This is a genomic window from Novosphingobium sp. fls2-241-R2A-195 (assembly GCF_030209485.1).
GTDB lineage: Bacteria > Pseudomonadota > Alphaproteobacteria > Sphingomonadales > Sphingomonadaceae > Novosphingobium > Novosphingobium resinovorum.
In genome coordinates this window covers 13,447-39,222 of record NZ_JARVRY010000004.1, presented here as the reverse complement: position 1 = coordinate 39,222, position 25,776 = coordinate 13,447, and the positions used below count along the sequence as shown (strand labels likewise).

Below are 25,776 nucleotides of genomic sequence, written 5' to 3'. Positions count from 1 at the left end.
GAAGGTGGTTCGGGATTGAAAGGATCAGCTCAGCGGGCAGCCGTGCATCGGGCGGGACATGCTCGCCAGCACTTTCCACTCGCCGTCGGTCTTCTGCCAGACGTGGATGTTGTCGTACGTCTGGTCGACCACGGTGCCATCGGGCATCCGCGTGCGGTGGTTCTGGTAATAGATCACCGCGGTGTCGCCCGAGAGGCTGAAATCGCGGAAGGTCGTCTCGATTACTTCCTTGTCGCGCCCGCGCATCGCCTGCTTGCCCGCGCGCAACTTGTCGATGCGGAACGGCGCGGGCGTACCGGCCGTCCAGGCAAGGAAATTGGGCGAGGCATTGTCGACGTAGAAGTCCACCATGCCTTTGCTGCGCCCCTGGTAAATGGCCATTTCCTTGGCCCAGATGATACGCTGGACTTCGGCGGCCTCACTGGCCTTGCTGTAGCCGTGAGCGGCGAACAGCCCGCCCGATGCCGCCAGCGCACCGATCGCGAGCGCCAGTTTACGATGGAAACGCATGGTCGATCCCCTGTCGAGATTGGATGTCGGGCAGCCGCGCACGATAGGCGAAGTAGCCCATGAGGTAGAGCAAGGCCGCGCAGGTCAGCGCGGGCAGGCAGATCTGCGTCAGAGCGAGGCCCAGCGCATGGCCGTCCTCGGCCCCCTCGCCCCGCACCGCCGCGACCAGATAAGGCCCGAGCGTCTGCCCGGTGATGGTGTTGAACAGCCCGAACAGCGAGACGCAGATGCCGCGCATGTTGCCCGGCACCAGTTCCTGCACGCCGGTCACCATGCCGGTGCCGATCATCGGCATGAAGAAGCTGACCAGCCCCAGCGTCATGATCGCGGTTGCGGGCGTCGGCATGAACACCATCAGCGTCGCCGGGAACAGCATCGCCGAAACCGCAAAGAGGTAGAGGAACTTGCCGCCCGGATGTCCGTGGCGCGAAACCCCGTCCACGATCACCCCCGCCAGCAGCGCGCCCAGCGTGCCCAGCACCATGCCGACAGAACCCTGCCACTGCCCGACCTCGGCCGGGATCATCGCAAAGCGGCGCATCAGGTACGTCGCGCCCCATGCGTTGATGCTGTAGGTCATCATCACCAGCATCGCGAACCCGCCGTAGAACGGCACGAATACCGTCCAGTTGCGCCCAAGATAGGCCAGCACTTCGGGAAACGGCACGCGCGCGACGGCGCTGGCTGTCCCCCGGCGCACCGGCTCACGAAAGGTGAGCAGCAGCAGGATCACCGGAATACCCAGCAGCCCGGAGAACACGAAGGCGACGCGCCACGCACTCATCCCGTCGAGCAGCCCGATCCACGCGAAGCGGCCCGCCGGAACCGCGCTGACGATCGCGCCGGTCAGCATGATCGACAGCCCCCCAGCGAAGGATTGCCCGAGCAGATAGATGCTGATCGGCTTGCCGCGCTGATCCGGCGGAAACATGTCGCCGATCATCGAGACCGCGCAAGGGGCCAGCGCCGCCTCGCCTAGTCCGACGAGCAGGCGCGCCGTGAACAGTTCCCCGAACGAGCCCGCCAGACCGCCGAGGAACGTCGCCGCACTCCACACCGCGATGCCCACGATCAGCAGCCGCCGCCGCGAGAACCTGTCTGCCATCAGCCCCAGCGGAATGCCGGCCACGGCGTAGAACAGCCCGAAGGCCAATCCGAGCAGCAGGCTGATCTGCACGTCCGAGATGCCAAGGTCGCGCCGCACCGGGTCGACCACCAAGGTCAGAATACCCCGGTCGATCACCGAGACGATCGACGCCGCGAACATCGCCGCGACGACCCACCAAGCCCTGAACCGGCTCGGATAGGCTTCTTCGGCAGCGTCGATACTCATGCCGGGAGGATGCGCAGCGAGGTGTCACCGGACGACAGCGCTTCCGCGCCGTCAGCGCGCACGACCATCATGTCCTCGACATGCGAAGTGCCGTAGCCGATCTCGTGATAAGGCATGTCCATGGTGAACACGGTGCCTTCCTCGAACACCATGACGTCCTCGAAGTACGCCGGATCGGGCTCGCCGCCGACTGGCCAGGGCTGGTCGGTATGCTCCAGCCCGACCGGGTGCGCCCCGCCCAGCCCGCGTTCGAAGCCGTGCTGCCGCAGTACGTCGCGGATGATCTCCGAGCCGCGCGCATAGGTCATGCCCGGACGCACTTCGGCATAGAGCACGGCAAGCGCAGCGCTGTTCGCCTCCGCCCGGCGCGCGACTTCGTCAGGCGGCGTACCGACCACGATGGTCCGGCCGACGTCGCCCTTGTAGCCCATGTATTCGCCGACGCTGTCGATCTTGGTCGGCTCGTCCTTCTCCACCACGCCCGAATTGAGGCCGCGCTGGTTGACGATCAGCCACAGCGACTTGCCGCCAAGCTCGCCCCACTTGCGCTGATGGCCGATGTCGATGTCCTGCAGTGGCTGGCCGATATGCATGGTCGCGATCGCCGCATCCAGCGCGGCTTCGTTGCGGATCGCCGCCTGACGCAGAATGGCGATCTCGGGCTCGGACTTCACCATGCGGATCTCGCGGAAGATGTTGAGCGCATCGACCGCCTTGGCATGGAAGTCCGCGCCCAGAACGCCTGGTACGCGCATATCGTCGAAGCCGAGCGTTCCGCGCGTCAACCCGGCCTTCGCCAGCGCATTCGCCAGCGATCCGCCTGCCGAGGCGCCGGTCTTGCCTTCATACTCGGCGTAAAGGGCCATCAGCAGCCGGTCGCGATCGGTCATGCTGTCCTCGCGGATGGCCCTGGCCCACGGGCTCGGCAACGGTTCGGGAATGGCACGCCCTGCCGCGTCAGTGCCGATCGGGTAGCTGAAGACCTCCACGCTGGGCATCCACGTCGGGCGGTAGTCGAGATGATAGACCATCGACCCGTTGACGATCAGCGAGGCCGGAGCCTCCCGATTGCGCGGCAGCACGGCGAAACTCGAATAATGGCGGCCCATCATCGCCGAAATGCCGAGATGGCTGGAGAGGTAGTAGATATTGCTGGGCAGCGCGGCGACGAGCCCGTCCAGCCCGTACTTGTCCATGATCCGGTCCGCCCGGTCCCGATGCACCAGCATCTCGCCTTGCCGGGTATGCTCGATCAGTTCGGGCGCCAGCCACTTCGCCAGCGTTCCTTCGCATACGTCCGCAGCATCGATCATCGCGTAAACTCCTGACGGGCGCGGCGCCGAGTGACCGGCAGTCGCCCATTTGTCTTCGCCGGAGATGATTGACGCAGGGTCAGCGCCGGTCACGAAGAACCGAACGAGTTATTCGTTAGCCGAAAACTTGAGAGCAAGTATCTGCATAAAAAGGGTTATCATGGTCGGCAATCGTCATGGCCAATCGCCCCATGCCGGGATCGACCCTTAAATCTCCGACAGGCGGATAGATTTGAATTCGTCGTCAGCGATTTCAAAAAACTGTCGTGTCATCGCCCGCAGACAGTCACGCCATACCGCCAGCATGAGGGTTATAGCCGGTCGGATGAGCCTGATAAAGGGGCAAGGCAGATGATGGAAAGCGGCGTTCCCATTCGCTCCGTAAGCCGGACTTTGGGTGTACTTCGAACGATCAACGAGTTCGGCAGCGTCTCCATGTCGGAGATCGCGCGGCACGAGAATCTGCCATACCCCACGGCGTTCCGCATCATGCAGACTCTGCTTCACGAAGGCATGATCGAGCGTGAGGACCGCAGCAAGCGCTACCGTCCGACCGCGCTCGTCCAGTCGCTCGCCAGCGGCTACGAGGGGCAGAAGCTGCGCACCGCCGCACAGCCGCTGATGAGCGACCTGACACGCGAAATCGGCTGGCCGGTGTTCCTCTCCGAGCGCGTCGGCCGCCGTTTCGTGATCCGCGCATCGACTCACCACGAGACGACACTGACGTTCTTCAACTGGAAGCCCGGCAGCACGTTTCCGGTGCTCGGCAGCGTCACCGGCATGGCGTGGCTGGCCTATCAGTCCGAAAACTGCGCCCACGACCTGCTGCGCGGCGAGATGGACCCCGACACCCGCAACGACATGTTCGACGTCGAGGAACTGCTACGTTCGCTGGAACAAGTGCGCAGCAGGGGCTACGCGTGGCGCCCATCTGTCTACGAAAAGAACGGCAAGACCGCTTCGCTCGCGATCCCGATCATGCGCGACGGCGGGGTCGAGAACGTCCTCACCATGACCTATTTCGCCTCGGCCATGAAGGAAACCGTGGCGATCGACCGCTATCTCGACCGGCTGCGCAGTTCGGCGGAGACCATCGCGACCACGCACTGACCCGTCAGACCGGCCGCAAGGCCGCCAGATCGCGCGCCACTCGCCTGAGCGCAGGCAAGTAGCGTGAGTGCAGGTCGGCCATCGACACCCGGTCCGCCTGGGTGCCGATGTTGACGGCGGCGATCACGCGGCCATCGACGATCACCGGAACCGCCACCGAGCGCAGCCCGCGCTCCAGTTCCTGATCCATGATCGCGTAGCCTTCCTGCGCGACGTGATCGAGGATCTCCAGCAATGCCAGGGGTTCCGTCACCGTCCGGTCGGTGCGCGCGGTCAGTTCGGTACGCCGCAGGTACGCCTGCTGCGCGGCCCGATCGAGACCGGCCAGCATCACCCGCCCCATCGAGGTGCAGTAAAGCGGCAGGCGGCTGCCCACCCGCAGCGCGATCGACATGATCCGCGACACTTCCGCGCGCGCTACGTAATAGACCTCATCCTCCTCGATCACGCCGAGGGAGCAGGATTCGTGCAGATCGTCGCGCAACTGGTCGAGCAGCGGCTGCGCCCGCATCGCCAGGCTGCTTGACGAAAGATACGCGAAACCGAGCGCCAGAACCTTGGGGCGCAGCGCATAGAGCGTGCCGTCCTGCACCGCGTAGCCGAGCCTGACGAGCGTATGCAGGCAGCGCTTCACCGCCGGACGACTCAGCCCCGTCAAGCGGGCCGCCTGTGCGATCGTCATCGGCCGTTCGCTGTCCGCAAAACAGCGCAGAACCGCCAGTCCCCGTGCCAGCGAGGTCATGAATTCGGGATCGCCTTTCGCGTCCAACTGGCCGAAATCCTGCATGCGCACACCTAAACAACCGATTACCGGACAATATCACGTTTACCGATTGACGCAACCTACCCAGAGGCAGACACGCGAGGTCAGCATTCAACATAAAGCCTTTGGAGAGTCGGATGATCGACAAGGCCATCGACGGCGCCGCTGCGGCCGTCGCGGATATTCATGACGGCGCATCGGTGATGATCGGCGGTTTCGGCACCGCGGGCATGCCCGACGAACTGATCGACGCGCTGATCGCACGCGGGGTGGGCGACCTCACCATCATCAACAACAATGCCGGCAACGGCGAGCACGGTGTCGCCGCGCTGATCCGCGAAGGGCGGGTGCGCAAGATCGTCTGCTCGTTTCCGCGCCAGTCGGATTCGCACCATTTCGACGCCGCCTACCGCGCCGGAAAGATCGAACTGGAGCTGGTTCCGCAAGGCAATCTGGCCGCGCGTATCCAGGCTGCGGGCTCGGGCCTCGGGGCGATCTTCACGCCCACCGGCTACGGTACGCTGCTTGCCGAAGGCAAGGAAGTGCGCGAGATCGACGGCAGACACTACGTGCTCGAATACCCGATCCAGGCCGACTTCGCGCTGATCAAGGCGCACAAGGGCGACCGCTGGGGGAACCTCGTGTTCCGCAAGACCGCGCGCAATTTCGGGCCGATCATGGCGATGGCGGCAAAGACCACCATCGCGCAGGTTTCGCAGATCGTGCCGCTGGGTGACATCGACCCCGAAGTAGTGGTGACACCGGGCATCTTCGTGCAGCGCGTAGTTGAGATCTCACCTGCGCATATCGCCGTAGCCGCCTGAAAGGAGAGGATAAAATGAACCGCCTCAACCGCGACCAGATGGCCGCCCGCGTCGCCCGCGACATTCCCGAAGGTGCCTACGTCAACCTCGGCATCGGCCTGCCCACCAAGGTCGCCAACTACCTTCCTGCGGAGCGCGAGATTTTCCTGCAGAGCGAGAACGGCCTGCTCGGAATGGGGCCTGCGCCCGCTCCGGGGGAGGAAGACTGGGAGCTGATTAATGCTGGAAAACAGGCAGTTACCCTGCTGACCGGCGGCTGCTTCTTCCACCATGCCGACAGCTTCGCGATGATGCGCGGCGGGCATCTGGACATCTGCGTGCTCGGCGCTTTCCAGGTTTCGGTGCACGGCGACCTCGCCAACTGGCACACCGGCGAGCACGATGCGATCCCGGCGGTCGGCGGAGCGATGGATCTTGCCATCGGTGCCAAGCAAACCTTTGTGATGATGGAACTTCTGACCAAGCAGGGCGAGAGCAAGCTGGTCGAAAACTGCACCTACCCCCTGACCGGCCTCGGCTGCGTGTCGCGGGTCTACACCGACCTTGCGGTGTTCGACCTCGGCCCCTCCGGCGCGCGCGTGGTGGAGATGGTCGAGGGCCTCGACATAGAGGAATTGCGCCGCATCACCGGCCTCGACCTGGCCTTCACGAAAGCCGCCGAACCCGTCTGACCAAGCGGCACTCAACGGCACTCAAGACGCCCACAAGGGTGCAAAGGACGACCACACGATGACCGAAGCCTTCATCTGCGATACCATACGCACACCCATCGGCCGCTACGCGGGCGGCCTCTCGAAGATCCGCGCCGATGACCTCGGCGCCGTGCCGATGCGCGCGCTGATCGCGCGCAACCCCTCGCTCGACCCGGCCGCCATCGAGGAGGTCTTCTACGGCTGCGCCAACCAGTCGGGTGAAGACAACCGCAACGTCGCGCGCATGAGCCTGCTGCTGGCGGGCCTGCCGCACACCGTCCCCGGCGTCACCCTCAATCGCCTGTGCGCATCGGGCCTCGAAGCGGTCGGCACGGCGGCACGCGCCATTCGCAATGACGAGATGGCGCTCGCCATTGCGGGCGGTGTCGAGAGCATGACGCGCGCGCCCTTCGTCATGGGCAAGTCCGACAGCGCCTTCGGCCGCGCGCAGAAGCTGGAAGACACGACGATGGGCTGGCGCTTCGTCAACCCGGCGCTCGATGCGCTCTACGGCACCGAGACGATGCCGCGCACCGGCGAGAACGTCGCCGAGGACTTCGGCATCAGCCGCGCCGATCAGGATGCGTTCGCCCTGCGCAGCCAGCAGCGCGCCGCCGCGGCGCAGGCGAGCGGCTTCTTCGCGGAGGAAATCGTCCCCGTCACCGTGCCGGGGAAGAAGCGCGGCGAGACGCTGGAGGTGTCGATCGACGAACATCCCCGCGCCGACACCACGATCGAGACGCTGGCCAAGCTGAAGCCCTTGTTCGGTCCCGAAGGCACCGTCACGGCGGGCAATGCGTCCGGCATCAACGACGGCGCGGCGGCGATGTTCGTCGCAAGCGAGGCGGCGGCCAGGGCACATGGGCTGACGCCGCGCGCGCGCATTCTCGGCATGGCGTCGGTCGGCGTCGAGCCGCGCGTCATGGGGATCGGCCCCCTGCCCGCGACGCTCAGGCTGATGGAGCGGCTTGGCCTGACCATCGGCGACTTCGACGCGATCGAACTGAACGAGGCTTTCGCCAGCCAGGGCCTTGCCGTCATGCGCGGCCTCGGCCTCCCGGACGATGCGCCGCATGTGAACCCCAACGGCGGCGCCATCGCGCTGGGCCATCCGCTCGGCATGTCGGGCGCGCGCATCGCCATGAGCCTCGTGCACCAGCTGGAGAAGACCGGCGGCAGGCGTGGCCTCGCCACGCTGTGCATCGGTGTCGGCATGGGGCTGGCGCTAGCGGTCGAGCGGGTCTGACGGCCGCAGTGGCCGCCGTCAGACCGACAGGATCAGCACATCGTCGCTGCGCGGGGGCGAGCCGTCGTAGGACGCCAGCGGCTCGAAATGCTCGTCCATCAGTTCCAGCGCGGAGAGGCCCGCCAGCTTGAACTGGCCGAGGCCGGGCTCCTCGTCACTGCGGCGCGCCTTGCCGGGATTCATGGCGCTGACGACAAGGTCGCCATGCCGCTCGAACAGCAAGTGCGGCGCAAGCGTGATCGTATTGCCGTTGTAGCGCGCAGTGACGAACCGTCGCGTCGCGATCGCTTCCATCAGGGTGAGTCGTGAATCATTCATCCCGACCGCAGATCGCACGGGCTACGCGCAATGGAAAGCGAGGTTGCGCAGTAAAGACCGCGATTTCATTGCGCACTTTGGAGTGGGATGAGATCGGATTGACCCGCCCTTAGTCCCCTCTCCCCTCGCGATGACGATCCAAGGCAACGTCATCCGGCTCTAGAGAAACTCGTCGGCGGCGTCGTGGCTGTCGCCGCCGCTGGTCGTGGCGGGCGCCGGCTTGCTGCTGGGAAGCGCGATTGCGGGGGCTTCTGCGAAAGGCTTCACGCCGAACGCGGGGTAGATCTCGGACGGGAAATAGATCGTCCCGTCCTTCACCACCATGGCGATGCGGTGCAGTTCGCGAAGGTCCGCCAGCGGATTGCCCGGCAGCAGCAGGAAATCCGCCCGCTTGCCCCGCGCAATCGAGCCCAGTTCCTGATCGTTGCCCATGTAGCGCTCCGGCCCAAGCGTGCCGATGCGCAGCACGTCGGCGGCGGGTATGCCCGCCTCGCCGTAGATCTCCAGTTCGCGGTGCACCGACAGGCCGGTGCCGTCGTCGGTGCCGGGCAGCAGCGTGACGCCCCGGTCGTGCAGGCGCTTTACCACGCGCTTCACCGCATCGAAGGCGCCCAGATAGGCGGCATCGTCGCCCGGCTCGCTCAGCGGCGCGATGGCCTGCCGGCGGCGGCGCTGGAGGCCGATCGGCAGGTGGTCGATATAGCTCGCCACCGCCGGAGCGGGCTTGCCGTCGCGGCTGAGCATCAGCAGTTCCAGCGTCACCGCTGTCGGATCGAGCGCGATGTGCTTCGCGACCATCGTATCCAGCGTCGTCTTCACGCGCGGGGCATCGAGGTCCAGCCCCGCCGTGCGCCGCATTGCCGTCAGGCGCAGCGGGGTGCGGGTGTCCTCCTTGATGTCGAGCACCCAGCCCAGCATCAGCTGGTTGACGTGGGTGATCTCGTCATAGCCCGCCGCGATCATCGCATCGGCATTGGTGAAGGCAGGAATATGCCCGGTCAGCCCCATGCCCAGCCGCTTGGCCTCGCGTGCAATGGCGGGCACCCATGCCGGGTTCATGCTGTTGTAGATCTTGATCTGCCAGTAGCCGCGCGCGGCATACCAGCGCACCGCGTCAACCGCCGCCGCCTCGCTGTCCACGACGATGCCGTGGCGCGCCGAATACGGGCTGCGGCCTTCGAGGAAGCCGTTGGCGGTGATGCGCGGCCCGGCCACTTCGCCCTTGCCGATGCGGTCGATCAGGCCGGGCAGGAAGTCGTTGTGGTTGCCCATGTCGCGCACCGAGGTGACCCCGGCGGCGATGTAGAGCATCGCCGATTCCAGCCCGATATGCGCGTGCATGTCGTGCAGACCCGCCAGCAGCGTGCCGCCCTTGCCGTCGATCAGCGCCTCGCCCGGCGTAGCGGGCTCGTCGAGCGGCTGGATGCCGGTGATGCGGCCGTGCGCGAAGACCACCGAGACCGGATCGCCCAGCATGCCGCTGGCAGGATCGAACACCCGCACGTTGCGGATGCGCACCGGCGCGTCGATGGTATGGGCGAAGCGCTTCTGGAGGGCAGCATAGCGCGGGAACGCCGCCATGCGCCCGTCCGCATCCTTGAGCAGCGCGCGGGCGTAAAGCCCCAGCGCCCAGGGGCTGGCGTTCTGTCCGACATAGAGCGCAGGGCCGCTGGCGACCGCCTGCTTCTCGCCCATGGAGTCAGTCCAGCGCGCCGTGGTGCCTTCGCGCGCAAAGCGTTCGTGGACGTCGCCGCCGAACGTTGCCTTGCCGTCCAGTTCCCAGCGCGTGGGCAGTCCGTCGCGGCCGAGTTCGACGGTTTCTCGCATGGTCGGGCCGCGGCCGTTGTTCTTGACGTCGTACTCGATGGCGACGCGATTGCCCTGCACGTCGGCGTCTACGAAGCCGACCTTCTCGCCGTTGGAGACGAAGCTGTAGCGCAGGTGCTCTGCGTGGGCGGGGACCGTGACCAGCAGGGTCGAGGCGAACAGCGCGGCGCGCAAGGGCATGCGGAACATCAGGCGAGCGAACTCCGGTAGAGGTGAGCGGCGGCGGCAAGGTCCTGCACCGCATGGCCGAGCGACTTGTAGACGGTGATATCCCATTCGGAACGGCGCCCCTCCACGCGGCCGAGCAGCACTTCGCCGATCTCCGCGACGATGTGCTTGTCGTCGATCAGGTCCTTTTCCCGCGCGAGGATGAACTCGGCCGCCGCGTCGAGCGCAGAGGCGCGGCTGTCCGCCACGTAGCGGCTGTTGACGACGAGCGCGCTGTCGACCTCGACCGGGCCGGGGCCGCTGGAGCCGACGAGGTTCACATGGGCGCCGGGCTTCAGCCACTCGCCCTTCAGCACCGGCTCGGAAGCGGTAGTCAGGGTGCAGATGACGTCCGCCTCACCCGCTGCCGTGGGCAGGTCCGCCACAGCCTCGGCGTTGAGGTGGGCGTACTCAGCCGCCAGAGCCTCGGCCTTGTCGGGTGTGCGGCCCCAGATCAGCACGCGCTCGAAATCGCGCACCAGCGGCAGGGCCTTGAGGTGCGTGTGCGCCTGACCGCCGGTGCCGAGGATCAGCAGCGTGCTCACATCGGGCCGCGCCAGCGCGTCGGTCGCCACGGCAGTCGCGGCGGCAGTGCGGATATGGGTGATCTCCTCGGCATCGGCCACGCAGACCGGGCGGCCTTCCTCGGGCTCGAACAGCACGACGAGACCCCGGTGACGCCGAAGGCCCGCCGAACGCGGATCGGCGAAGACGCTGATGGTCTTGGTGCCGAACATGTCGCGCTCGCCAAGCGCTCCGGGCATCTGAGCAAAGGTGCGACCCGGGCCGAGCGACAGCATCGTGCGCAAAAGCTGGCGCGTCTCGCCCGAAGACAGCGCCATCATCGCCTCGCGCACGACACGGATGCAATCAGGATAGGACAGCTTCTCGCGCACCGCCTCGCTGTCGAAGATCGTCAGCTCGTCGCGTTTCATCGGTGCCGTCCTTTCAATTCCCTGTGTGCACACGCTAGCCGCCCTATCGGCGTAATGCTTGCCCGACTTCGCGCATTTGCCTAGGCTCGATGGCAATTCAATGCATCGATGACAGGGATGACGCATAATCATGGCGGAAGCACTCGACCGGCTCGACCTCAAGATTCTCGACCGGCTGCAGATCGACGCCTCGGAATCGTCGAGCGAGATCGCCGAGCGCGTCGGCCTGTCGCAATCGCCCTGCTGGCGGCGCATCCAGCGGCTGAAGGAAGAAGGCTACATCAAGGCGCAAGTCGCCGTGCTGGACCGCGAGAAGTTCGGCGAAAGCATGTACATCTTCGCCCAGCTCAAGATGGGCCGCCTCAGCGACGAGGCGCGCGAAAGCTTCATCCGCGCGATCGAGGACATCCCCGAGATCACTGAGGCCTATACCCTGTTCGGCGAGATGGACGTGATGCTCAAGGTGCTGGCGCCGAGCATGGCGTGGTATCAGAACTTCACTTTCCGCCGCCTGCTGCGCCTGCCGGGGGTGGAGGACATCCGCTCCACCGCGACCCTGTCGGAGATGAAGTGCACCCACCGACTGCCGCTGCCGTCGGCGTCCTGAGATCCGCTCCCTGTCGTCATTGCGAGCGTAGCGAAGCAATCCAGGGCGGCTCAAGACTGCCTTGGATTGCTTCGCTACGCTCGCAATGACGAAGTGGTTTTCGAATTCATGCCCCCACCCTGTGCATAAATGATGCTTGGCGAGGCGATCGGGCGGCCATCTACGCGAAACCTTCGTCGCCGCGCGCCCATAGACTCACGGGCAGGAGGAGCCCACCATGCCCGATCGTCGTATCGCCTTTTCCCTGCTGGCCGCGCTGGCCTGTGCGCCTGCCGACGGAGCCGCTGCCGAACCCGCGCTGCGCGTGACGCTGGCCCCCGCGAAGCCCGACGCCGAGCAGCATGTGCCCTATGTCGACGTGACGGTAGTGGCCGAAGGCATGTCCCGCACCGAGGGCGCACCGCTGCTGCGCATGCCCCTCGTCGCCAATACCGTGGTCACCAGCGGCGCTGCGATCACCGGCCTCACCGTCCGCGACCGGCGCGGCGCCCTTACCCCGCGTGTCGAGGACGTCGAGGAGGACGGCTCCAACCGCACCCGCCTGTGGCGCGCGCCGCGTGCCGTCGAGGGCGCGCTGAAGGTGCATTACCGCGTGCCGATCGACGCCGCCGCACCGCCGCTTGCCCTGCCGCAGTACGAGATGCGCACCGAACTCGGCGGTTTCTCGGCGGCGGGCAACGCCTTCCTGATCCTGCCCGATGACGAGACGCCGCGCCGTGCCAGTGTGACGTGGAACTTCGCCGCCTACGGCCCGAACGGCAAGGGCGTCTCCAGCCTCGGGGTCGGCAACGCGACGGCGCGCAAGGCGATGCCCGCTTCGGAACTGGCGCACATGTACTACATGGGCGGCCAGCCCGGCGTGTTTCCGCCCGCGAACGACGGCTTCTTCGCCGCATGGCAGGGCATTCCGCCCTTCCCGATGGCGCCGCTGATGACATGGGCCGGCGACCTGCACCGCCATTATGGCGCGTTCTTCGGCTATACCCCGCCCAGCTTCGGCGTGTTCGGCCGGACCAACCAGCGCAACCCGGGCAGCGGCATCGGCCTGAAGGACAGCTTCGCCTTTACCTTCAACCACACCTCCAAACCCGCCGACTTGCGCTCGCTGCTGGCGCACGAGATGCTCCATGCCTGGGTCAATTCGCTCGACGCCTCGATGGATGCGGCGGGCGGGCTCGACCGCTCGTGGTTCGGCGAGGGGCTGGCGGTGCACTACCAGCGCCTGCTGCCCTACCGCGCGGGCCTGATCTCGGCCGAGGATTTCCTCGCCGACCTCAACGAGACGGCGGCGCGCTACTACACCAACATCAAGATCGGTGTGCCCAACGCCGATATCCCGGCGAGTTTCTGGCGCGACACGCGGATCCGCGTGCTGCCCTACGATCGCGGCTCGCTCTACTTCGCGGCCACCGATGCGGCGATCCGCAAGGCGTCGGGTGGCAAGCGCTCTCTCGACGATCTGGTGCGCACGATGCTGGCCGAGCGCCGCGCCGGGCGGCCTATGGACGAAGCGCTGTACCGCCGCCTGCTGAAAGCCGACCTCGGCGACACGGGCATCGCCGCGTTCGAGGCGATGCTCAAGGGCGGCGTCGTGCTGCCGCCGTCGGACACCTTCGGCCCGCAGTTCCGCCGCATCGAGAAGCCGCTGCGCCGTTTCGACCTCGGCTTCGACCCCGCCTCGCTGCTGGCACGCCCGAAGATCGTGAAGGGCATCATTCCCGGCTCGAATGCCGAAGCCGCCGGACTGCGCGAAGGCGACGAGATACTCAACACGTTCTCACAGGACGGCTTGCAGGGCGACCAGCAGGCTTTCCTCTCCCTCGACGTGAAGCGCGCCGGGGAGGAACTGCATCTGCGCTACCAACCTCGCGGAGAGACCGTGTCCGCCTACCAGTGGGAAGCGGCGCGCTGAAACGCGCCGCCGACCCGCATGGCGGCACGCGGATCGACGGAATTATCGTTCAGCGCAGTCCCTGCAGGGCGGATGGCAGGCTCGCGGCGATCCACGGCGATGCCTTCTCGTAAGCATGGCCGACTTGCAGCACCGCCAGATCCGCATGGCGCCTGCCGATGATCTGAAGACCGATGGGAAGCTTGCGCGCACCGCCGAAGCCGGCCGGAACCGCCAGAGCAGGCAGGCCCGCCATCGTCGCGGGAAGGGTAACTTCCATCCAGCGGTGATAGCTGTCCATGGCCTTTCCGGCGATCTCGGTCGGCCAGTGCTCGCTGGCATCGAACGGGAAGACCTGCGCGCTGGGCAGCACCAGGAAATCGAATTTCTCGAAGGCCGCGGCGAACGCATTGTAGATGCGGGTGCGGCCTTCCGACGCCTTGGCAAGCTGCGGCCCGGTCAGCTTCATGCCGCCCTCGACTTCCCAGATCGCTTCGGGCTTCATCAGCGCCCGCTTGGCGGGATCGTCGTAGAATCCCTGGAGATCGGCGCCGACCGACCAGTGCCGCAGCGCCACTGCCGTACGCCACATCTCGGAAGCAGGTTCGGCCAGGGTCGCTTCCTCGACGGTCATGCCGATCGCCTCGAATGCCTTGAGCGCTTTCGTGCAGGTTTCCATGATGCCGGCCTCCATCGGCAGCGCACCGCCGAGATCACCCAGCCAGCCGACCCTGCCGCCCTTCCAGTCGCGATCGAGCGGACGCGCGAACATCGCCGGATCATCGCCGAGAGAGAACGGTGCGCGCGCATCGCCGCCCGCCTGCACCGAAAACAGCATCGCAAGATCGCTCACGGTTCGGCCGAGCGGCCCCGACGTGGCGAAGTTCTGCCAGAACAGGTCGGTGTTGGGCACCGAAGGAACCCGGCCGAACGAGGGACGCAGTCCGAAGACGTTGTTCCAGCCGGGCGGGTTGCGGAGCGACCCGCCGAAGTCGCTGCCGTCCGCCACCGGCACCATCCGCAGCGCCAGCGCGACCGCGCCGCCGCCGGTGCTGCCGCCCGCTGCGCGGCCGTAGGCATAGGCGTTGTGCGTCGTTCCGAACACCGGATTGTAACTGTGCGATCCCAGCGCGAACTCGGGTACGTTGCTCTTGCCGAGGAAGATCGCACCGGCCTTGCGCATGCGCGACACCACGAGGCTGTCGGCTGCAGGAATGTTGTCCCGCAGGATCGGCGAACCCTGCGTGCTGGCAATACCCTTGACCGGGGCAGTGTCCTTCACCGCATGGGGAAAGCCATGGAGCGGCCCGTGGAAACGGTTCGCCGCCGCGTCCTCGTCCATGGCGGCAGCCTGTCGCAGCAGCGCATCGCCGTCCACGCGCGAAACGATGGCGTTGAAGCGGGGGTTCAGGCGGTCGATCTGCGCCAGATGGGCGGTCATCACCTCGCGGCTGGACAAGTCGCGGCGATGGATCGCGGCCGACAGGTCGGTCGCATTCATCATCACGATCTCGTTCGATCCCGTCCCACGCCGTTCGGCGACCCGTGCGAGCGCCGGTGCCGCCATGGTGCCCAGTGCCGTGGCTGCGCCGGTCAGCACGGTTCGGCGGGTCGCCGTCGTACCGTCAAGGGTCGCTTCGCCCATCGTCTTCATCTCCATTTGCCAATCTCCCCGCTTCTTCACGGCGACCACCCGATGGTAAAGGTCCAAGATGACTTGCGGCGCGGGACCACTCCCCCCGCCGCAAGTCACGTAGTCTCGGGGTTGAGCCGAAGCCCGATCAGGCAGCCCGCTGCAGCATGCCGAACAGGTCGCGCGGATCGTCGGGATCGGCGATGATGTCGAGTTGCTGGAAGAACGTGGTGCCGTCCAGCTTGCCCAACAGGTAGCGCAGCGCCGAGAAATCCTCGATCGCGAAGCCGACGCTGTCGAACAGCGTGATCTGGCGCGCGTCGGTGCGGCCTTCGGCCTCGCCGCTCAGAACCTTCCAGAATTCGGTCACCGGATAGGACGCCTCCATCTGCTGGATCTCGCCCTCGATGCGGGTCTGCGGCTCGAATTCGACGAAAGTGGCCGCGCGGTCGAGAATGTCGCGGTGCAGTTCCGTCTTGCCCGGGCAGTCGCCGCCGATCGCGTTGATATGGATGCCGGAGCCGACCATGTTGTCGGACAGGATGGTGGCATAGGCCTTGTCTGCCGTGCAGGTGGTGATGATCTGCGCGCCCTCGATCGCATCCTGCGAGGTTTCGCAGGCCACGACCCGGAGGCCGCTGCCCTGCAGATTGCGCGCGGCCTTGCGGATGGCCTCGGGATCGAGGTCGTAGAGGCGCACTTCCTCGATGCCGACGATGGCCTTCATCGCGATCGCCTGGAATTCCGCCTGCGCGCCGTTGCCTATCATCGCCATGACCCGCGCGTCCGCCGGGGCGAGGCGGCGCGCCACCATCGCGGACGTCGCCGCAGTACGCAGCGCCGTCAGCAGCGTCATCTCGGTCAGCAGCAGCGGATAGCCGGTATCCACGCGCGCCAGCAGCCCAAAGGCTGCAACCGTCTGCAAACCCTTCGCGGTGTTGCTGGGATGGCCGTTGACGTACTTGAAGGCATAGGCCTCGCCGTCGGACGTGGGCATCAGTTCGATCACGCCCTCTTGCGAGTGCGAGGCCAGCCGCGGCGCTTTCTCGAACAGGGACCAGCGCAAATAGTCGGCCTCTATCGCATCGGTCAGTTCATGCAGCACCGTCTCGATCCCGAAATGATGGACGAGGCGCATCATGTTTTCGACGCTGACGAAAGGGATGAAGGCAAGCGGGGAAGGCTGCGGCGCCATGATTTCGTATCCTGATGGTGAATGGGCAGGACGATCGTAGAGCGAGGCCGTGCTGGTAAAAATTGCCATACCGCCTTGCAGACCGATGAACTTTGGACAATTTTATCAGCATATTTATACAATATGCTCGATTTCAGGCCATCAACTCTTGTCATCTTCCGCCAAGTTTATCCCCGACGACCTCGACCGCCGCATCATCGGCCACCTTCGGGCAGACGGGCGCGCTTCGCTGTCGAAACTGGCCGATGCGCTGGGCGTGGCGCGCGGCACCGTGCAAAGCAGGCTGGACCGCTTGATCGATACCGGAACGCTGCTGGGCTTCACGATCCGGGTCCGCGACGACTACGAGGATCTTTCCGTGCGCGCGGTGATGATGATCGAGATCACCGGCAAGTCGACCACGCAGGTGATCCAGAAGCTGCGGGGCATGGTCGAGATCCATGCGCTGCACACCACCAACGGCAACTGGGACCTCGTCGCCGACATTCGTACCGGCAGCCTCTCGGAATTCGACCGGGTGCTGCGACAGGTGCGCATGATCGACGGGGTGCTGAACAGCGAAACCAGCCTGCTGCTGAGCACGGTCTGACGCGAGCGGCGCAAGCATCCGCCCGGTGGACCCGTCCCGCTGCGGAAACTGGATGTTTCGCGCAAGGCGACGAAAGGCGATGCAACCGTGTCATGGATAATCGCGGAAAGGTGACGCAGTGAACAAGTGGCTGGCAGGTTCGGCGGTTCTGGCATGCGCGGCAATGGCGGTGGCGCCTTCGGTCTGGGCGGATACGCTGCCGCCGCTCGCCGGGCGGATCATCGAGTACGACACCCGGGAAGTCACGTGGCCCGCGCTGGACCTCTCGCCGGACGGGAACACCATCCTGTTCGACCTGCTCGGCGACATCTACGCCCTGCCCTCTGCAGGCGGAAAAGCCAGTCCGGTGATGACGGGCGCGGCATTCGACACCCAGCCCGTATTCTCCCCCGACGGCCGCCACATCGCTTTCGTGAGCGACCGCGACGGGCGGGAGAACCTGTGGATCGCCGATGCGGACGGCAGCAACGCCCGCCGCGTTTCGCAGGAGAATAGCGGCGCGCCGCACTACGGTTCTCCCGCCTGGTCGCCCGATGGCCACACGCTCTACGTCTCGCGCATGATCTGGGGCGTGCTGGCGTTCGAACTGTGGTCCTTCGACGTCGCGAGCGGCAAGGCGGACGTGCTGGTGAAGGCCCAGCCCCATGGTGACGATCCGCATCCGCAGCGGCGCAACGCGATGGGCGTGGTCGCCTCCCCCGACGGCAAGAGCCTGTACTATGCGACCAAGGCGGGCACGACCTGGTCCAGCGGCCCCCTGCCGCACTGGACAATCGCGCGCTTCGACCTCGCCACCCGGACTCAGCACGAGGTCCTGACTACACCCGGCGGCGGTATGCGGCCGGTACTGTCGCACGACGGCCGCCTGCTCGCCTATGTGACGCGGGAAAACGAGCAGACAGTGCTGCGCCTGCACGACCTGACCGACGGGAGCGACAGGCTGATCCATGCCCCGCTCGATCCGGATGGGCAGTCCGGCGGCTATTACGTCGATGTGATGCCGCGCTTAGTGTTTTCCGACGATGACCGCAGCATCTATCTCGGGCTCGGCGGTGGTCTGAAACGCATCGACCTTGCCGGAGGCGCACTCGTCGACATTCCGTTCGAGGCGCATGTGCGACACGAGATGCCGCCGCCGCTTCGCCGCCAGCACCAGGTCGATACCGGCCCTGTCCATGTTCGCGTGATCCAGACGCCGCGCCTTTCCCCCGATGGCAGGCAGGTGGTCTTCGGCGCCGTGGGCCGTATCTATATCGCCTTCAACCGCAAAGGCGCGACTCCCCGCCGCCTCGACGTGCCGGGCGCCGCATGGCAGCCGAGCTGGTCGGACGACGGGCGCTTCGTCACTTACGTCACCTGGACCGCAAAGGAAGGCGGCGACGTCTGGATAGTGGCTGCGGACGGCAAGACCGCGCCGCGCCGGGTCACGACGCAGACGGCCTTCTATTCGGAACCACTGTTCCTTGCCGGCGGCAAGGACGTGGTCGCGTTCTCTGCCAGTCAGCATGACCGGCTCTACCGTTCGGCCGAAAGCCTTGGGCCGATGCCCTCGACGCTGGTGCGGATACCCGTGGACGGCGGGCCGATGCACTCGCTTGGCGAGGTAGGCGCGGCGATGGACTTGCGGCGCGATCCCGATCCGGCGCGCGTGCGCTATTACGCCGATGGCTGGATTTCCTCGCACGCGGTCGATGCCGAGGAACCGGCAAGGCATCTGGTCAAGCTGATCGCTCGCCCCGACAGCCAGTATTTCGACACGCCCGCCCCGCTCAAAAACGCGCAGCTGAGCGCCGATGGCCGCACCGCGCTGGTGAGGCTGGCCTCGCAGCTCTACCTCGTGCCGGTGCCGCAAGCGAAGGACGACGCGGCGCCGACCATCACCGTCACCGATGCGGCTGCGCAAGCGCGGCGCATCACTGCCATCGGCGCGGACTACATGGACTGGGCGCCCGACATGCGCTCGCTCGTGTGGTCGGTCGGCTCGACCTTGCGGCAATTGCCGGTAATCGCCGCGCAGGACGGTGCCCCTGCCGCGATCGAGAAGCGGGCGGGCGGCATCGCGATGGACGTCGTGCTCCCGCGCGACGTGCCCCGGGGCAAGCTGCTGCTGCGCGGGGCGAAGGTCATCACCATGAAGGCCGATCAGGTCATCGACGACGCCGACGTCCTGATCGTCGACAACCGCATCGCCGGGGTCGGGCCGCGCGGCACGCTGAAGATACCCGCAGACACGCAAGTCCGCGACATGACGGGCAAGTTCATCCTGCCCGGCTTCATCGACGCCCATGCCCACTGGTTCGAGACGCGGCGCCGCATCCTCGACATCGGGCACTGGGATTTCTCCGCCAACCTGGCCTACGGGGTGACCGCCGGGCTGGACGTCCAGACGTTCGATCCGGACGTGTTCGGCTATGCCGACATGATCGACGCCGGTCTGATGGTGGGTGAGCGCGCGTTCTCCACCGGCGAGGGCGTGTTCCGCAACAGCCCGATGGCCAGTCGCGAAGAGGCGATCGCCACGCTGCGGCGCTATTCGGATTATTACCGCACCCCCAACATCAAGGAGTACATGGTCGGCGACCGGGCAGAGCGGCGGCACCTGATCGAAGGCGCGCAGGCGCTGGGATTGATGCCCACGACCGAAGGCGCCAGCGACTACCGGCTGGACCTGACGCAGATGCTCGACGGCTACGCGGGCAACGAACACAGCCTGCCGATCGCGCCGCTGCATGACGACGTGAAGCAGATGCTGGTGCGATCGCGCATCTCGACGGTGCCGACGATGCTGGTGCTCTACGGCGCGCCGGGACCGCTGGGCGCGATGGCGGCGGTTCATCAGGAGGACTTCGACGGAAAGCTGAGCCGTTTCGTTCCCGAATTCGTCTTCGCGGGCAAGCGCGATTCGGCGCAGTGGAACCGCGCCGACGGGCAAGGCTTCGCCCTGTTCGCAAAGCAGGCGAGCGATGTCGGACAGGCGGGCGGCCTGTTGGGCGTCGGCTCGCACAGCGTCGTGCAGGGGTTGTCCTACCACTGGGAACTGGAGGCCATGGCATCGGGCGGGGCCAGCGCGGCGCAGATCCTGCGGGCGGCGACGATCGGCTCGGCCGAGGTGATCGGCCGAGCGCTCGATCTCGGCTCGATCGAGCCGGGCAAGCTGGCCGACCTGCTGGTGCTGGACCGCGATCCGCTGGCGGACATCCGCAACACCCGCTCGCTCTCGCTGGTGATGCAGAACGGCCGCCTCTACGAAGCCGCGACCCTCAACGAGCAGTGGCCGCGCGTGCAGAGCCGCGACGCCCAGTGGTTCGAGGGCATGTCGAAGCGCGAGGTCGCCCACGCGATCAGCACCGCGGCGGCCTTCGAGGAGAAGCAGGGCAACGCCGCGTCGTTCGAGTACTGACGCGGCGCGGGGCACGCAACCTCGTCAGTGGTGGGTGGTAAAGGCTCTTCGCGAACTGCGGGCATGAAAAAGGCGGCGGGTGCCAAACCCGCCGCCTTTTCTGTGTGCTCTCAGGCCCCCGCGTCAGAACTCCAGACGCGCGCCCACTGTCATGTAGCGACCGATGACGTCGTAGTACGGCGAGAAGTTCGAGTAGAGCGGCGGGTTCTTGTCGAACAGGTTCGACACATTGCCGTAAAGCTCGAAGTGCTGGCCGTCACCGAAGGGCACCTTCTGGCTGAGCTGCAGATCGATGTAGGTATAGGCCGGGATGCGCCCGTTGGTGATCGTCGGGCGCGTACCGTCCCACAGGCCCGCCGACGTGTAGCGCGCCCGCACCAGACCGCTGAAGCCGTCGCTGGCATAGCCGACCGAGGCGTTGGCGCGGATGCGCGGCACGCCGTTGACGAAGGCATAGCCTTGCGACTTCACGTAATCGACCTTGGTGACGCCGTCGTCGGTGGTGAAGCGGTTCACCCAGGTGCCGACGAGGCGGAAGGTGACCCGCCCGTTGGCGTCGTTGTTCACCGGCATCGTATAGGCCACTTCGGCATCGATACCGTCGGACTTGAACTCCGACAGGTTGACCGAGGACGAGGCGACGCTGACGATCCTGCCGTCGCTGCCGCGCGTGATATAATCGCACAGGCTGGCGTTACCGCTGTTGCAGCGATCGACCAGAACCTGCGCGCCGATGCTGGTGATGACGTCCTTGATCGCGATATTGAAGTAGTCGATCGAGGCGGTCAGGCCGCGCAGCGGAGCGGCAGTGATGCCCGCCGTCCACGTATCCGCCTTTTCCGGGCGGAGCGAGGCATTGCCGCCGCCGTAGACCAGAATGCTGCGGCTGCCATCGCCGGTGTACTGCGGATCGATCACGCCGACATAGCTGACCGTGCGGTTGGAGTAGAGTTCGCTGATGTTGGGCGCGCGGATGTCGCGCGAACGGGTGACGCGGCCGATGACGCCGGGCAGGAACTCGTTCGTCGCGCCCAGCTTCCACGACCAGACGCTGCCGGTGGTGCTGTAGTCCGACACGCGCACGGCGCCGTTCAGCTCAAGCTTGCGCAGCAGCGGCACGTCGCGGATCACCGGCACGACCACTTCGCCGAACGCTTCCTTCACGTCGTACTTGCCCTGCAGCGACGTAAAGTAGAACGTCGAGAAAGCGCGGGCGGCATCCAGTTCGCCGATCGTCGAGCTGGTTTCCAGATTGCGCCCTTCCGCACCGATCGCAATCGATACGGGGCCTGCGGGCAACTCGAACGGCTCGCCGCGCAGCGAGACGCCGTAAGTGTCGAGCCGGTTCACGCTGTTGGAGCGCGGGGTGCCGGTGACGTAGTCGATCGCCTCTTGCGAGGGCGCGCCTTCGCCGAACAGGTTGAGCGGCACGCAGCCTGCCGCGCCCGAACGGCACACCGCCTGACCCGTCGCCGGATCGATCACCGCATCCACCGCATTGGCGAAGTTGCTCGCGATCAGGAAGCCGGGGGTGTCCATCTTGTTGCGGTACTGGCCGTGGCTGTAATAGGCCGTGTAGCGCCAGCGCCCGTCACCGAAGCTGCCGTCGAGGGCCAGCGTGCCCTGGATGCTGCGGCGGTCGAGGTTGATCGTGCTGTACGAAAGGTCCGCGTTGTAGCGCGCCATCGTGAAGCTGCTGGCGTTCGCATCGGCAAGGATCTGCCTGACGTCGTCGTTCAGGAAGGCGTTGTCGGCCTGGATCGTCACGCTGCTGGTGTGATCGCCGAACCACGTATAGCTGTTGTAGTACCGCGAATAGCGCAGGTCAGCGCTCAGCTTGAGCGTATCGGTCAGCTCGTAAGACGCCTTGGCCATCGCCGTGTAGCGCTTCTGCGGCGTGATCAGCGGGCTGCGGTCGTCGTCGGAGGTGCTTTCGCCGCCGACCATGTTGGTGCCGACGATGATGCCCATGTCGGGCGTGCGCAGGCTGCCATCGGGGTTGAAGCCCATGCCGCGAAGGCCTGCCGGACCCGAGGTGACATAGCCGCCGACAAGGCGCGTGGCCGAACCGACGTCCGAAGTCAGCGTGTTGTTGATGATGGCGAAGCGGCCGGTGTTCTCGCGGTCGGTCTTGCGCGGGATGCCCTTGTTGTCGAGGTATTCGCCCCCGATCACGAAGTGGCCCCGGCCTCCTGCGAAGCTGGTGCCGTACTTGCCCTCGAACTTGACTTGGCCCGCGTCACCGCGCGACGAGATGCCGCCTTCGGCACCGAGACGCACGCCTTCGTATTCGCCGTCGACGATCATGTTGACAACGCCCGCGACCGCGTCCGAACCCCACGCCGCCGAAGCGCCGCCGGTGACGATGTCCACGCTCTTGACCATGATCGAGGGCACGGTGTTAAGATCGTTGTCGCTGACCAGACGACGTCCGTCGACGAGGACCAGCGAGCGCGTCTCGCCAAGACCGCGGATGTTGACCGGGAAGCGGCCCGCCTGCGCATTGGTGCCCGAGGTCTGCGGCGACTGCGATGCCTTGAACTGCGGCAGGTCGGCCAGCGCCGCGCCGAGGTTGGTGCGGCTCACGACCTGCAGGTCTTCCTGCGACATGTGCAGCAGCGGCGTCGGCGATTCGTAGCCGGGGCGGTCGATGCGCGATCCGGTGACGACGATGTCGCCCTGCGGAGATGCAGCGCTGTCGTCGCCTGACTGGGCAGCAGTCTGGGCGAGCGCCGGACCGGCCGAAATGCTCAGTGCGACAAGCGCGGTGCCCGCCAGAATCGACCGGCGGCGTGCGCGGAAAATCTGTTCCATCAATGTATCCCTGTTCGCGGTCGCCCTCGGGGACGATCTGACAATGCTACGAGGCTGGGCCTCGCGGCTGAAAATGGGTGAAGCGCATGCGCGGTCCGGGAGGAACATCCACTTTGAGGAAGTCGAGGGGACCAATGCCCGGCAGCGATGCGGGGACCAGTGGAAGGGGCCAGCCCGCGCATTGGTCCCTTGGTCGTGTGTGGTATTGGATGTTGGCGGGACCGGGCGTGCAGGCGAATGGGGCATCTGCACGCACAGGCAACACGCACAGGCAAGGGGAGCGTCATGTTCGATCGTCGTCGATTTCTGGGTTCGGGCGCGGCTCTGCTGGGGTCAGCCGCGTTCGCGCGCCATGCCTTCGCTGCCGGTGCCGCACGCAATGCCGGGCAGCTCGACGTCGCGCTGGTCGGCGGTTCGGTCTGGACCGGCGGCGCGGGCGGGCGCTCCGACGCCATCGGCATTGTCGGAGACCGCATCGTCGCGGTGGGAGCCGACGCGGTCAGGGCACGCATGGCGCGCTCGACGCGGGTGCTCGATCTCAAGGGCGCCTTCGCCCTGCCGGCCTTTACCGACAATCACACCCACTTCCTGATGGGGTCCAACGCGCTCACCCGGCCGGACCTGCTCAGCGTGAAGGATCGCGCCGAGTTCGTCGCCCGGATTGCCGCCGCCGTGAAGGCCGCGCCCGGCCAGTGGCTGCTTGGCGGATCGTGGGACGAACAGCGCCTCGGCGGTCAGCTTCCCACGCGCGAATGGATCGATGCGGTCAGCCCGGATACGCCCATCGCGGTGCCCCGCACCGACCTGCACAGCTACTTGTGCAACTCGGTGGCACTGAGGCTGGCGGGCATCACCCGTGACACGCCGGACCCGGAAGGCGGCGTGATCGTGCGCGACGCGAAGGGTGAGCCGACCGGCGTGGTCAAGGACAACGCCAAGGCGCTGGTGAACCGCGTGATCCCGCCGCTGACGCCCGAGCAGGTCGAAGCCTCGCTGCGCGGCGGCATCGCCCACGGCCTGAAGCACGGCTTCGCGCAGGTTCACGTACCCGATCCCTTCGACTGGGACTGTTTCGAGGGCCTGCGCCGCCTGCGCGCCAAGGGCGAGACGGACATGCGCTTCTACAGCTTCGTGCCGCTGCGTGACTGGGAGAAGATGGCGGCGCTGGTGAATGACGACGGGCGCGGCGACGACTGGCTGCGCTGGGGCGCCGTCAAGGCGCTGGTGGACGGCTCGCTCGGCGCGCGTACGGCGCTGTTCCACGATCCCTACACCGACGACCCGCACACCCGCGGCGTGCGCGTGATGCCGCTGGCCGAGCTGCGCGAGAAGGTGATCGCAGCCGACCGCGCCGGCCTGCACGTTACCGTCCACGCCATCGGCGACGAGGCGAACGACGATATCCTCGACGTCTATGCCGAGACCGAGCGCCTGAACGGCAAGCGCGATCGCCGCTTCCGGGTGGAGCACGCCCAGCACATCGCGCCAGCCACGATCCCGCGCTTCGCGAAGCAGAACGTGATCGCCTCGGTCCAGCCCTATCACGCGGTCGATGACGGCCGCTGGGCGGTCAAGCGTATCGGCGAGAAGCGGTTGAACGGCACCTACGCCTTCGGCTCTCTGATGCGCAGCGGCGCGACGGTGACGTTCGGCTCGGACTGGCCGGTAGCGCCGCTTAGCGCGATGGAGGGCATCTATGCCGCCGTCATGCGCGAGACCATCGACGGCGCGAACCCGCAAGGCTGGCTGCCCGATCAGAAAGTGACGGTGGAGCAGTCGCTGCACGCCTACACGGTGGCCAATGCTTATGCGGGCTTCCAGGACGACCGGCTGGGCCGGATCGCGCCCGGCTTCCTCGCCGACATTGCCGTGCTCGACGCCGACCCGACTGCGATCGATCCGGAAAAGCTGCCCAAGGTCGAGGTGCTGCGCACCTTCGTGGGCGGCCGCGAGCGCTTCACGGCGGCTTCGGCATGACCGCCTGGTCCCCGCGAAACGCCGCCGAAGTGGCGGCCCTCGTCGCTCGTCATCCCCTTGCATGGGTGGTTTCCGGAGCGCCCTCGTTCCATGCGACGCCGCTGCCGCTGGTCGCCGATCTCGACGACGAGGGCGGCGTCGCGGCCCTTGTCGGCCACTTCGCGCTGCGCAACCCGCAAGTCGAGGCGCTGAAGGCACACCCCCGCGCGCTGGTGCTGTTCCAGGGGGCGGAAGGCTACATCTCCCCCGAACTGGTCACCCAGCCGCAATGGGCACCGACATGGAACTATGCGGTCGCCCGGCTCGAGGTGGAAGTGGAATTCGCGGCCGACCAGAACGGCGAGGCGCTCGACCGCCTGATCGCGCACATGGAAGGTGATCGCCCGGACCGCTGGACCGTGGCCGCCATGGGCGAACGCTACGAGCCGATGAGCCGCCACATCATCGCCTTCAGGGCCAGGGTGTTGTCGTGCGACGCGACGTTCAAGCTGGGTCAGGACGAGCGGCCGGAGAGCCTGGCACAGATCCTCGCGGGGCATGCCGACCCGGAATTGACGGCAGCGATGCGCGAAGCCAACGAGCCTCGTTAATC

20 protein-coding genes are annotated in these 25,776 nt (G+C 66.5%); 10 read left to right on the top strand and 10 right to left on the bottom strand.

The genetic code is table 11. The annotated features are described in order from the left end of the window. Positions 1 to 24: 24 nt before the first annotated feature. The 3 genes from QRN25_RS03295 to QRN25_RS03285 are packed head-to-tail and all read right to left on the bottom strand — an operon-like array spanning position 25 to position 3,156. The gene (locus tag QRN25_RS03295; protein WP_285017443.1) at positions 25 to 510 is read right to left on the bottom strand and encodes a nuclear transport factor 2 family protein; all 486 of its coding nucleotides are present in this window, start codon (positions 508 to 510) and stop codon (positions 25 to 27) included. Further along, complete coding sequence (locus QRN25_RS03290) at positions 494 to 1,843, bottom strand: MFS transporter (protein ID WP_285017442.1); 1,350 nt, start codon at positions 1,841 to 1,843, stop codon at positions 494 to 496. The genes QRN25_RS03295 and QRN25_RS03290 overlap by 17 nt, the downstream gene beginning before the upstream one ends. Beyond that, positions 1,840 to 3,156, bottom strand: a complete 1,317-nt coding sequence (locus tag QRN25_RS03285; RefSeq protein WP_285017441.1) for a M24 family metallopeptidase — start codon at positions 3,154 to 3,156, stop codon at positions 1,840 to 1,842. Before QRN25_RS03285 ends, QRN25_RS03290 begins: the two co-directional genes overlap by 4 nt. Positions 3,157 to 3,507: 351 nt before the next feature. Here QRN25_RS03285 and QRN25_RS03280 point away from each other — a divergent pair, with 351 nt between their 5' ends. Then, positions 3,508 to 4,266: an IclR family transcriptional regulator domain-containing protein gene (locus QRN25_RS03280; protein WP_350224231.1), complete on the top strand. Its 759-nt coding sequence runs from the start codon at positions 3,508 to 3,510 to the stop codon at positions 4,264 to 4,266. A 4-nt stretch (positions 4,267 to 4,270) separates the two neighbouring features. On the opposite strand, the gene QRN25_RS03275 is transcribed toward QRN25_RS03280, so the two are convergent. Next, entirely contained in the window at positions 4,271 to 5,053 is a 783-nt protein-coding gene (locus QRN25_RS03275) for an IclR family transcriptional regulator domain-containing protein (protein WP_285017440.1), read from the bottom strand. A 113-nt stretch (positions 5,054 to 5,166) separates the two neighbouring features. On the opposite strand from QRN25_RS03275, the gene QRN25_RS03270 reads away from it, so the two are divergent. The 3 genes from QRN25_RS03270 to pcaF are packed head-to-tail and all read left to right on the top strand — an operon-like array spanning position 5,167 to position 7,791. Beyond that, positions 5,167 to 5,853, top strand: a complete 687-nt coding sequence (locus QRN25_RS03270; RefSeq protein WP_285017439.1) for a 3-oxoacid CoA-transferase subunit A — start codon at positions 5,167 to 5,169, stop codon at positions 5,851 to 5,853. Between the two features lie 14 nt (positions 5,854 to 5,867). Further along, positions 5,868 to 6,524, top strand: coding sequence for a 3-oxoacid CoA-transferase subunit B (locus QRN25_RS03265; RefSeq protein WP_285017438.1), 657 nt, complete (start codon positions 5,868 to 5,870; stop codon positions 6,522 to 6,524). A 58-nt stretch (positions 6,525 to 6,582) separates the two neighbouring features. Continuing rightward, positions 6,583 to 7,791 carry a 3-oxoadipyl-CoA thiolase gene (gene pcaF, locus QRN25_RS03260; RefSeq protein ID WP_285017437.1) on the top strand — a complete coding sequence of 403 codons (1,209 nt, stop codon included), beginning with the start codon at positions 6,583 to 6,585 and terminating at the stop codon, positions 7,789 to 7,791. Positions 7,792 to 7,809: 18 nt separating this feature from the next. Here the strand turns inward: pcaF and QRN25_RS03255 are convergent, their stop codons facing one another. The 3 genes from QRN25_RS03255 to QRN25_RS03245 form a co-directional block, all read right to left on the bottom strand. Then, a complete protein-coding gene (locus QRN25_RS03255) occupies positions 7,810 to 8,085 on the bottom strand; it encodes a hypothetical protein (protein ID WP_285017436.1) in 276 nt (91 codons plus the stop codon). A 183-nt stretch (positions 8,086 to 8,268) separates the two neighbouring features. After that, positions 8,269 to 10,125, bottom strand: coding sequence for an amidohydrolase family protein (locus QRN25_RS03250; protein ID WP_285017435.1), 1,857 nt, complete (start codon positions 10,123 to 10,125; stop codon positions 8,269 to 8,271). Further along, on the bottom strand, positions 10,125 to 11,078 hold the full coding sequence (locus QRN25_RS03245) for an ornithine cyclodeaminase family protein (protein ID WP_285017434.1): 954 nt from the start codon (positions 11,076 to 11,078) through the stop codon (positions 10,125 to 10,127). Before QRN25_RS03245 ends, QRN25_RS03250 begins: the two co-directional genes overlap by 1 nt. Positions 11,079 to 11,208: 130 nt before the next feature. Between QRN25_RS03245 and QRN25_RS03240 the strand changes: the two genes are divergently transcribed. Both QRN25_RS03240 and QRN25_RS03235 read left to right on the top strand, forming a co-directional pair. Further along, a complete protein-coding gene (locus QRN25_RS03240) occupies positions 11,209 to 11,685 on the top strand; it encodes an Lrp/AsnC family transcriptional regulator (protein ID WP_285017432.1) in 477 nt (158 codons plus the stop codon). Between the two features lie 217 nt (positions 11,686 to 11,902). Continuing rightward, complete coding sequence (locus QRN25_RS03235; RefSeq protein WP_285017431.1) at positions 11,903 to 13,597, top strand: M61 family metallopeptidase; 1,695 nt, start codon at positions 11,903 to 11,905, stop codon at positions 13,595 to 13,597. A 49-nt stretch (positions 13,598 to 13,646) separates the two neighbouring features. Here QRN25_RS03235 and QRN25_RS03230 read toward each other — a convergent pair whose 3' ends face one another. Both QRN25_RS03230 and ocd read right to left on the bottom strand, forming a co-directional pair. Continuing rightward, complete coding sequence (locus QRN25_RS03230) at positions 13,647 to 15,236, bottom strand: amidase (RefSeq protein WP_285017430.1); 1,590 nt, start codon at positions 15,234 to 15,236, stop codon at positions 13,647 to 13,649. A 121-nt stretch (positions 15,237 to 15,357) separates the two neighbouring features. Next, positions 15,358 to 16,404, bottom strand: coding sequence for an ornithine cyclodeaminase (gene ocd / locus QRN25_RS03225; protein WP_285017429.1), 1,047 nt, complete (start codon positions 16,402 to 16,404; stop codon positions 15,358 to 15,360). 148 nt (positions 16,405 to 16,552) lie between these two features. Here ocd and QRN25_RS03220 point away from each other — a divergent pair, with 148 nt between their 5' ends. Together QRN25_RS03220 and QRN25_RS03215 are read left to right on the top strand one after the other, a co-directional pair. Further along, positions 16,553 to 16,993 carry an Lrp/AsnC family transcriptional regulator gene (locus QRN25_RS03220; protein WP_271182973.1) on the top strand — a complete coding sequence of 147 codons (441 nt, stop codon included), beginning with the start codon at positions 16,553 to 16,555 and terminating at the stop codon, positions 16,991 to 16,993. 118 nt (positions 16,994 to 17,111) lie between these two features. Further along, a complete protein-coding gene (locus QRN25_RS03215; protein WP_285017428.1) occupies positions 17,112 to 20,393 on the top strand; it encodes an amidohydrolase family protein in 3,282 nt (1,093 codons plus the stop codon). Positions 20,394 to 20,516: 123 nt separating this feature from the next. On the opposite strand, the gene QRN25_RS03210 is transcribed toward QRN25_RS03215, so the two are convergent. After that, on the bottom strand, positions 20,517 to 23,207 hold the full coding sequence (locus QRN25_RS03210; protein WP_285017427.1) for a TonB-dependent receptor domain-containing protein: 2,691 nt from the start codon (positions 23,205 to 23,207) through the stop codon (positions 20,517 to 20,519). A gap of 285 nt (positions 23,208 to 23,492) precedes the next feature. On the opposite strand from QRN25_RS03210, the gene QRN25_RS03205 reads away from it, so the two are divergent. Further along, complete coding sequence (locus QRN25_RS03205) at positions 23,493 to 25,184, top strand: amidohydrolase (RefSeq protein ID WP_285017426.1); 1,692 nt, start codon at positions 23,493 to 23,495, stop codon at positions 25,182 to 25,184. Next, complete coding sequence (locus QRN25_RS03200; protein ID WP_285017425.1) at positions 25,181 to 25,774, top strand: FMN-binding negative transcriptional regulator; 594 nt, start codon at positions 25,181 to 25,183, stop codon at positions 25,772 to 25,774. Before QRN25_RS03205 ends, QRN25_RS03200 begins: the two co-directional genes overlap by 4 nt. Positions 25,775 to 25,776: the final 2 nt, after the last annotated feature.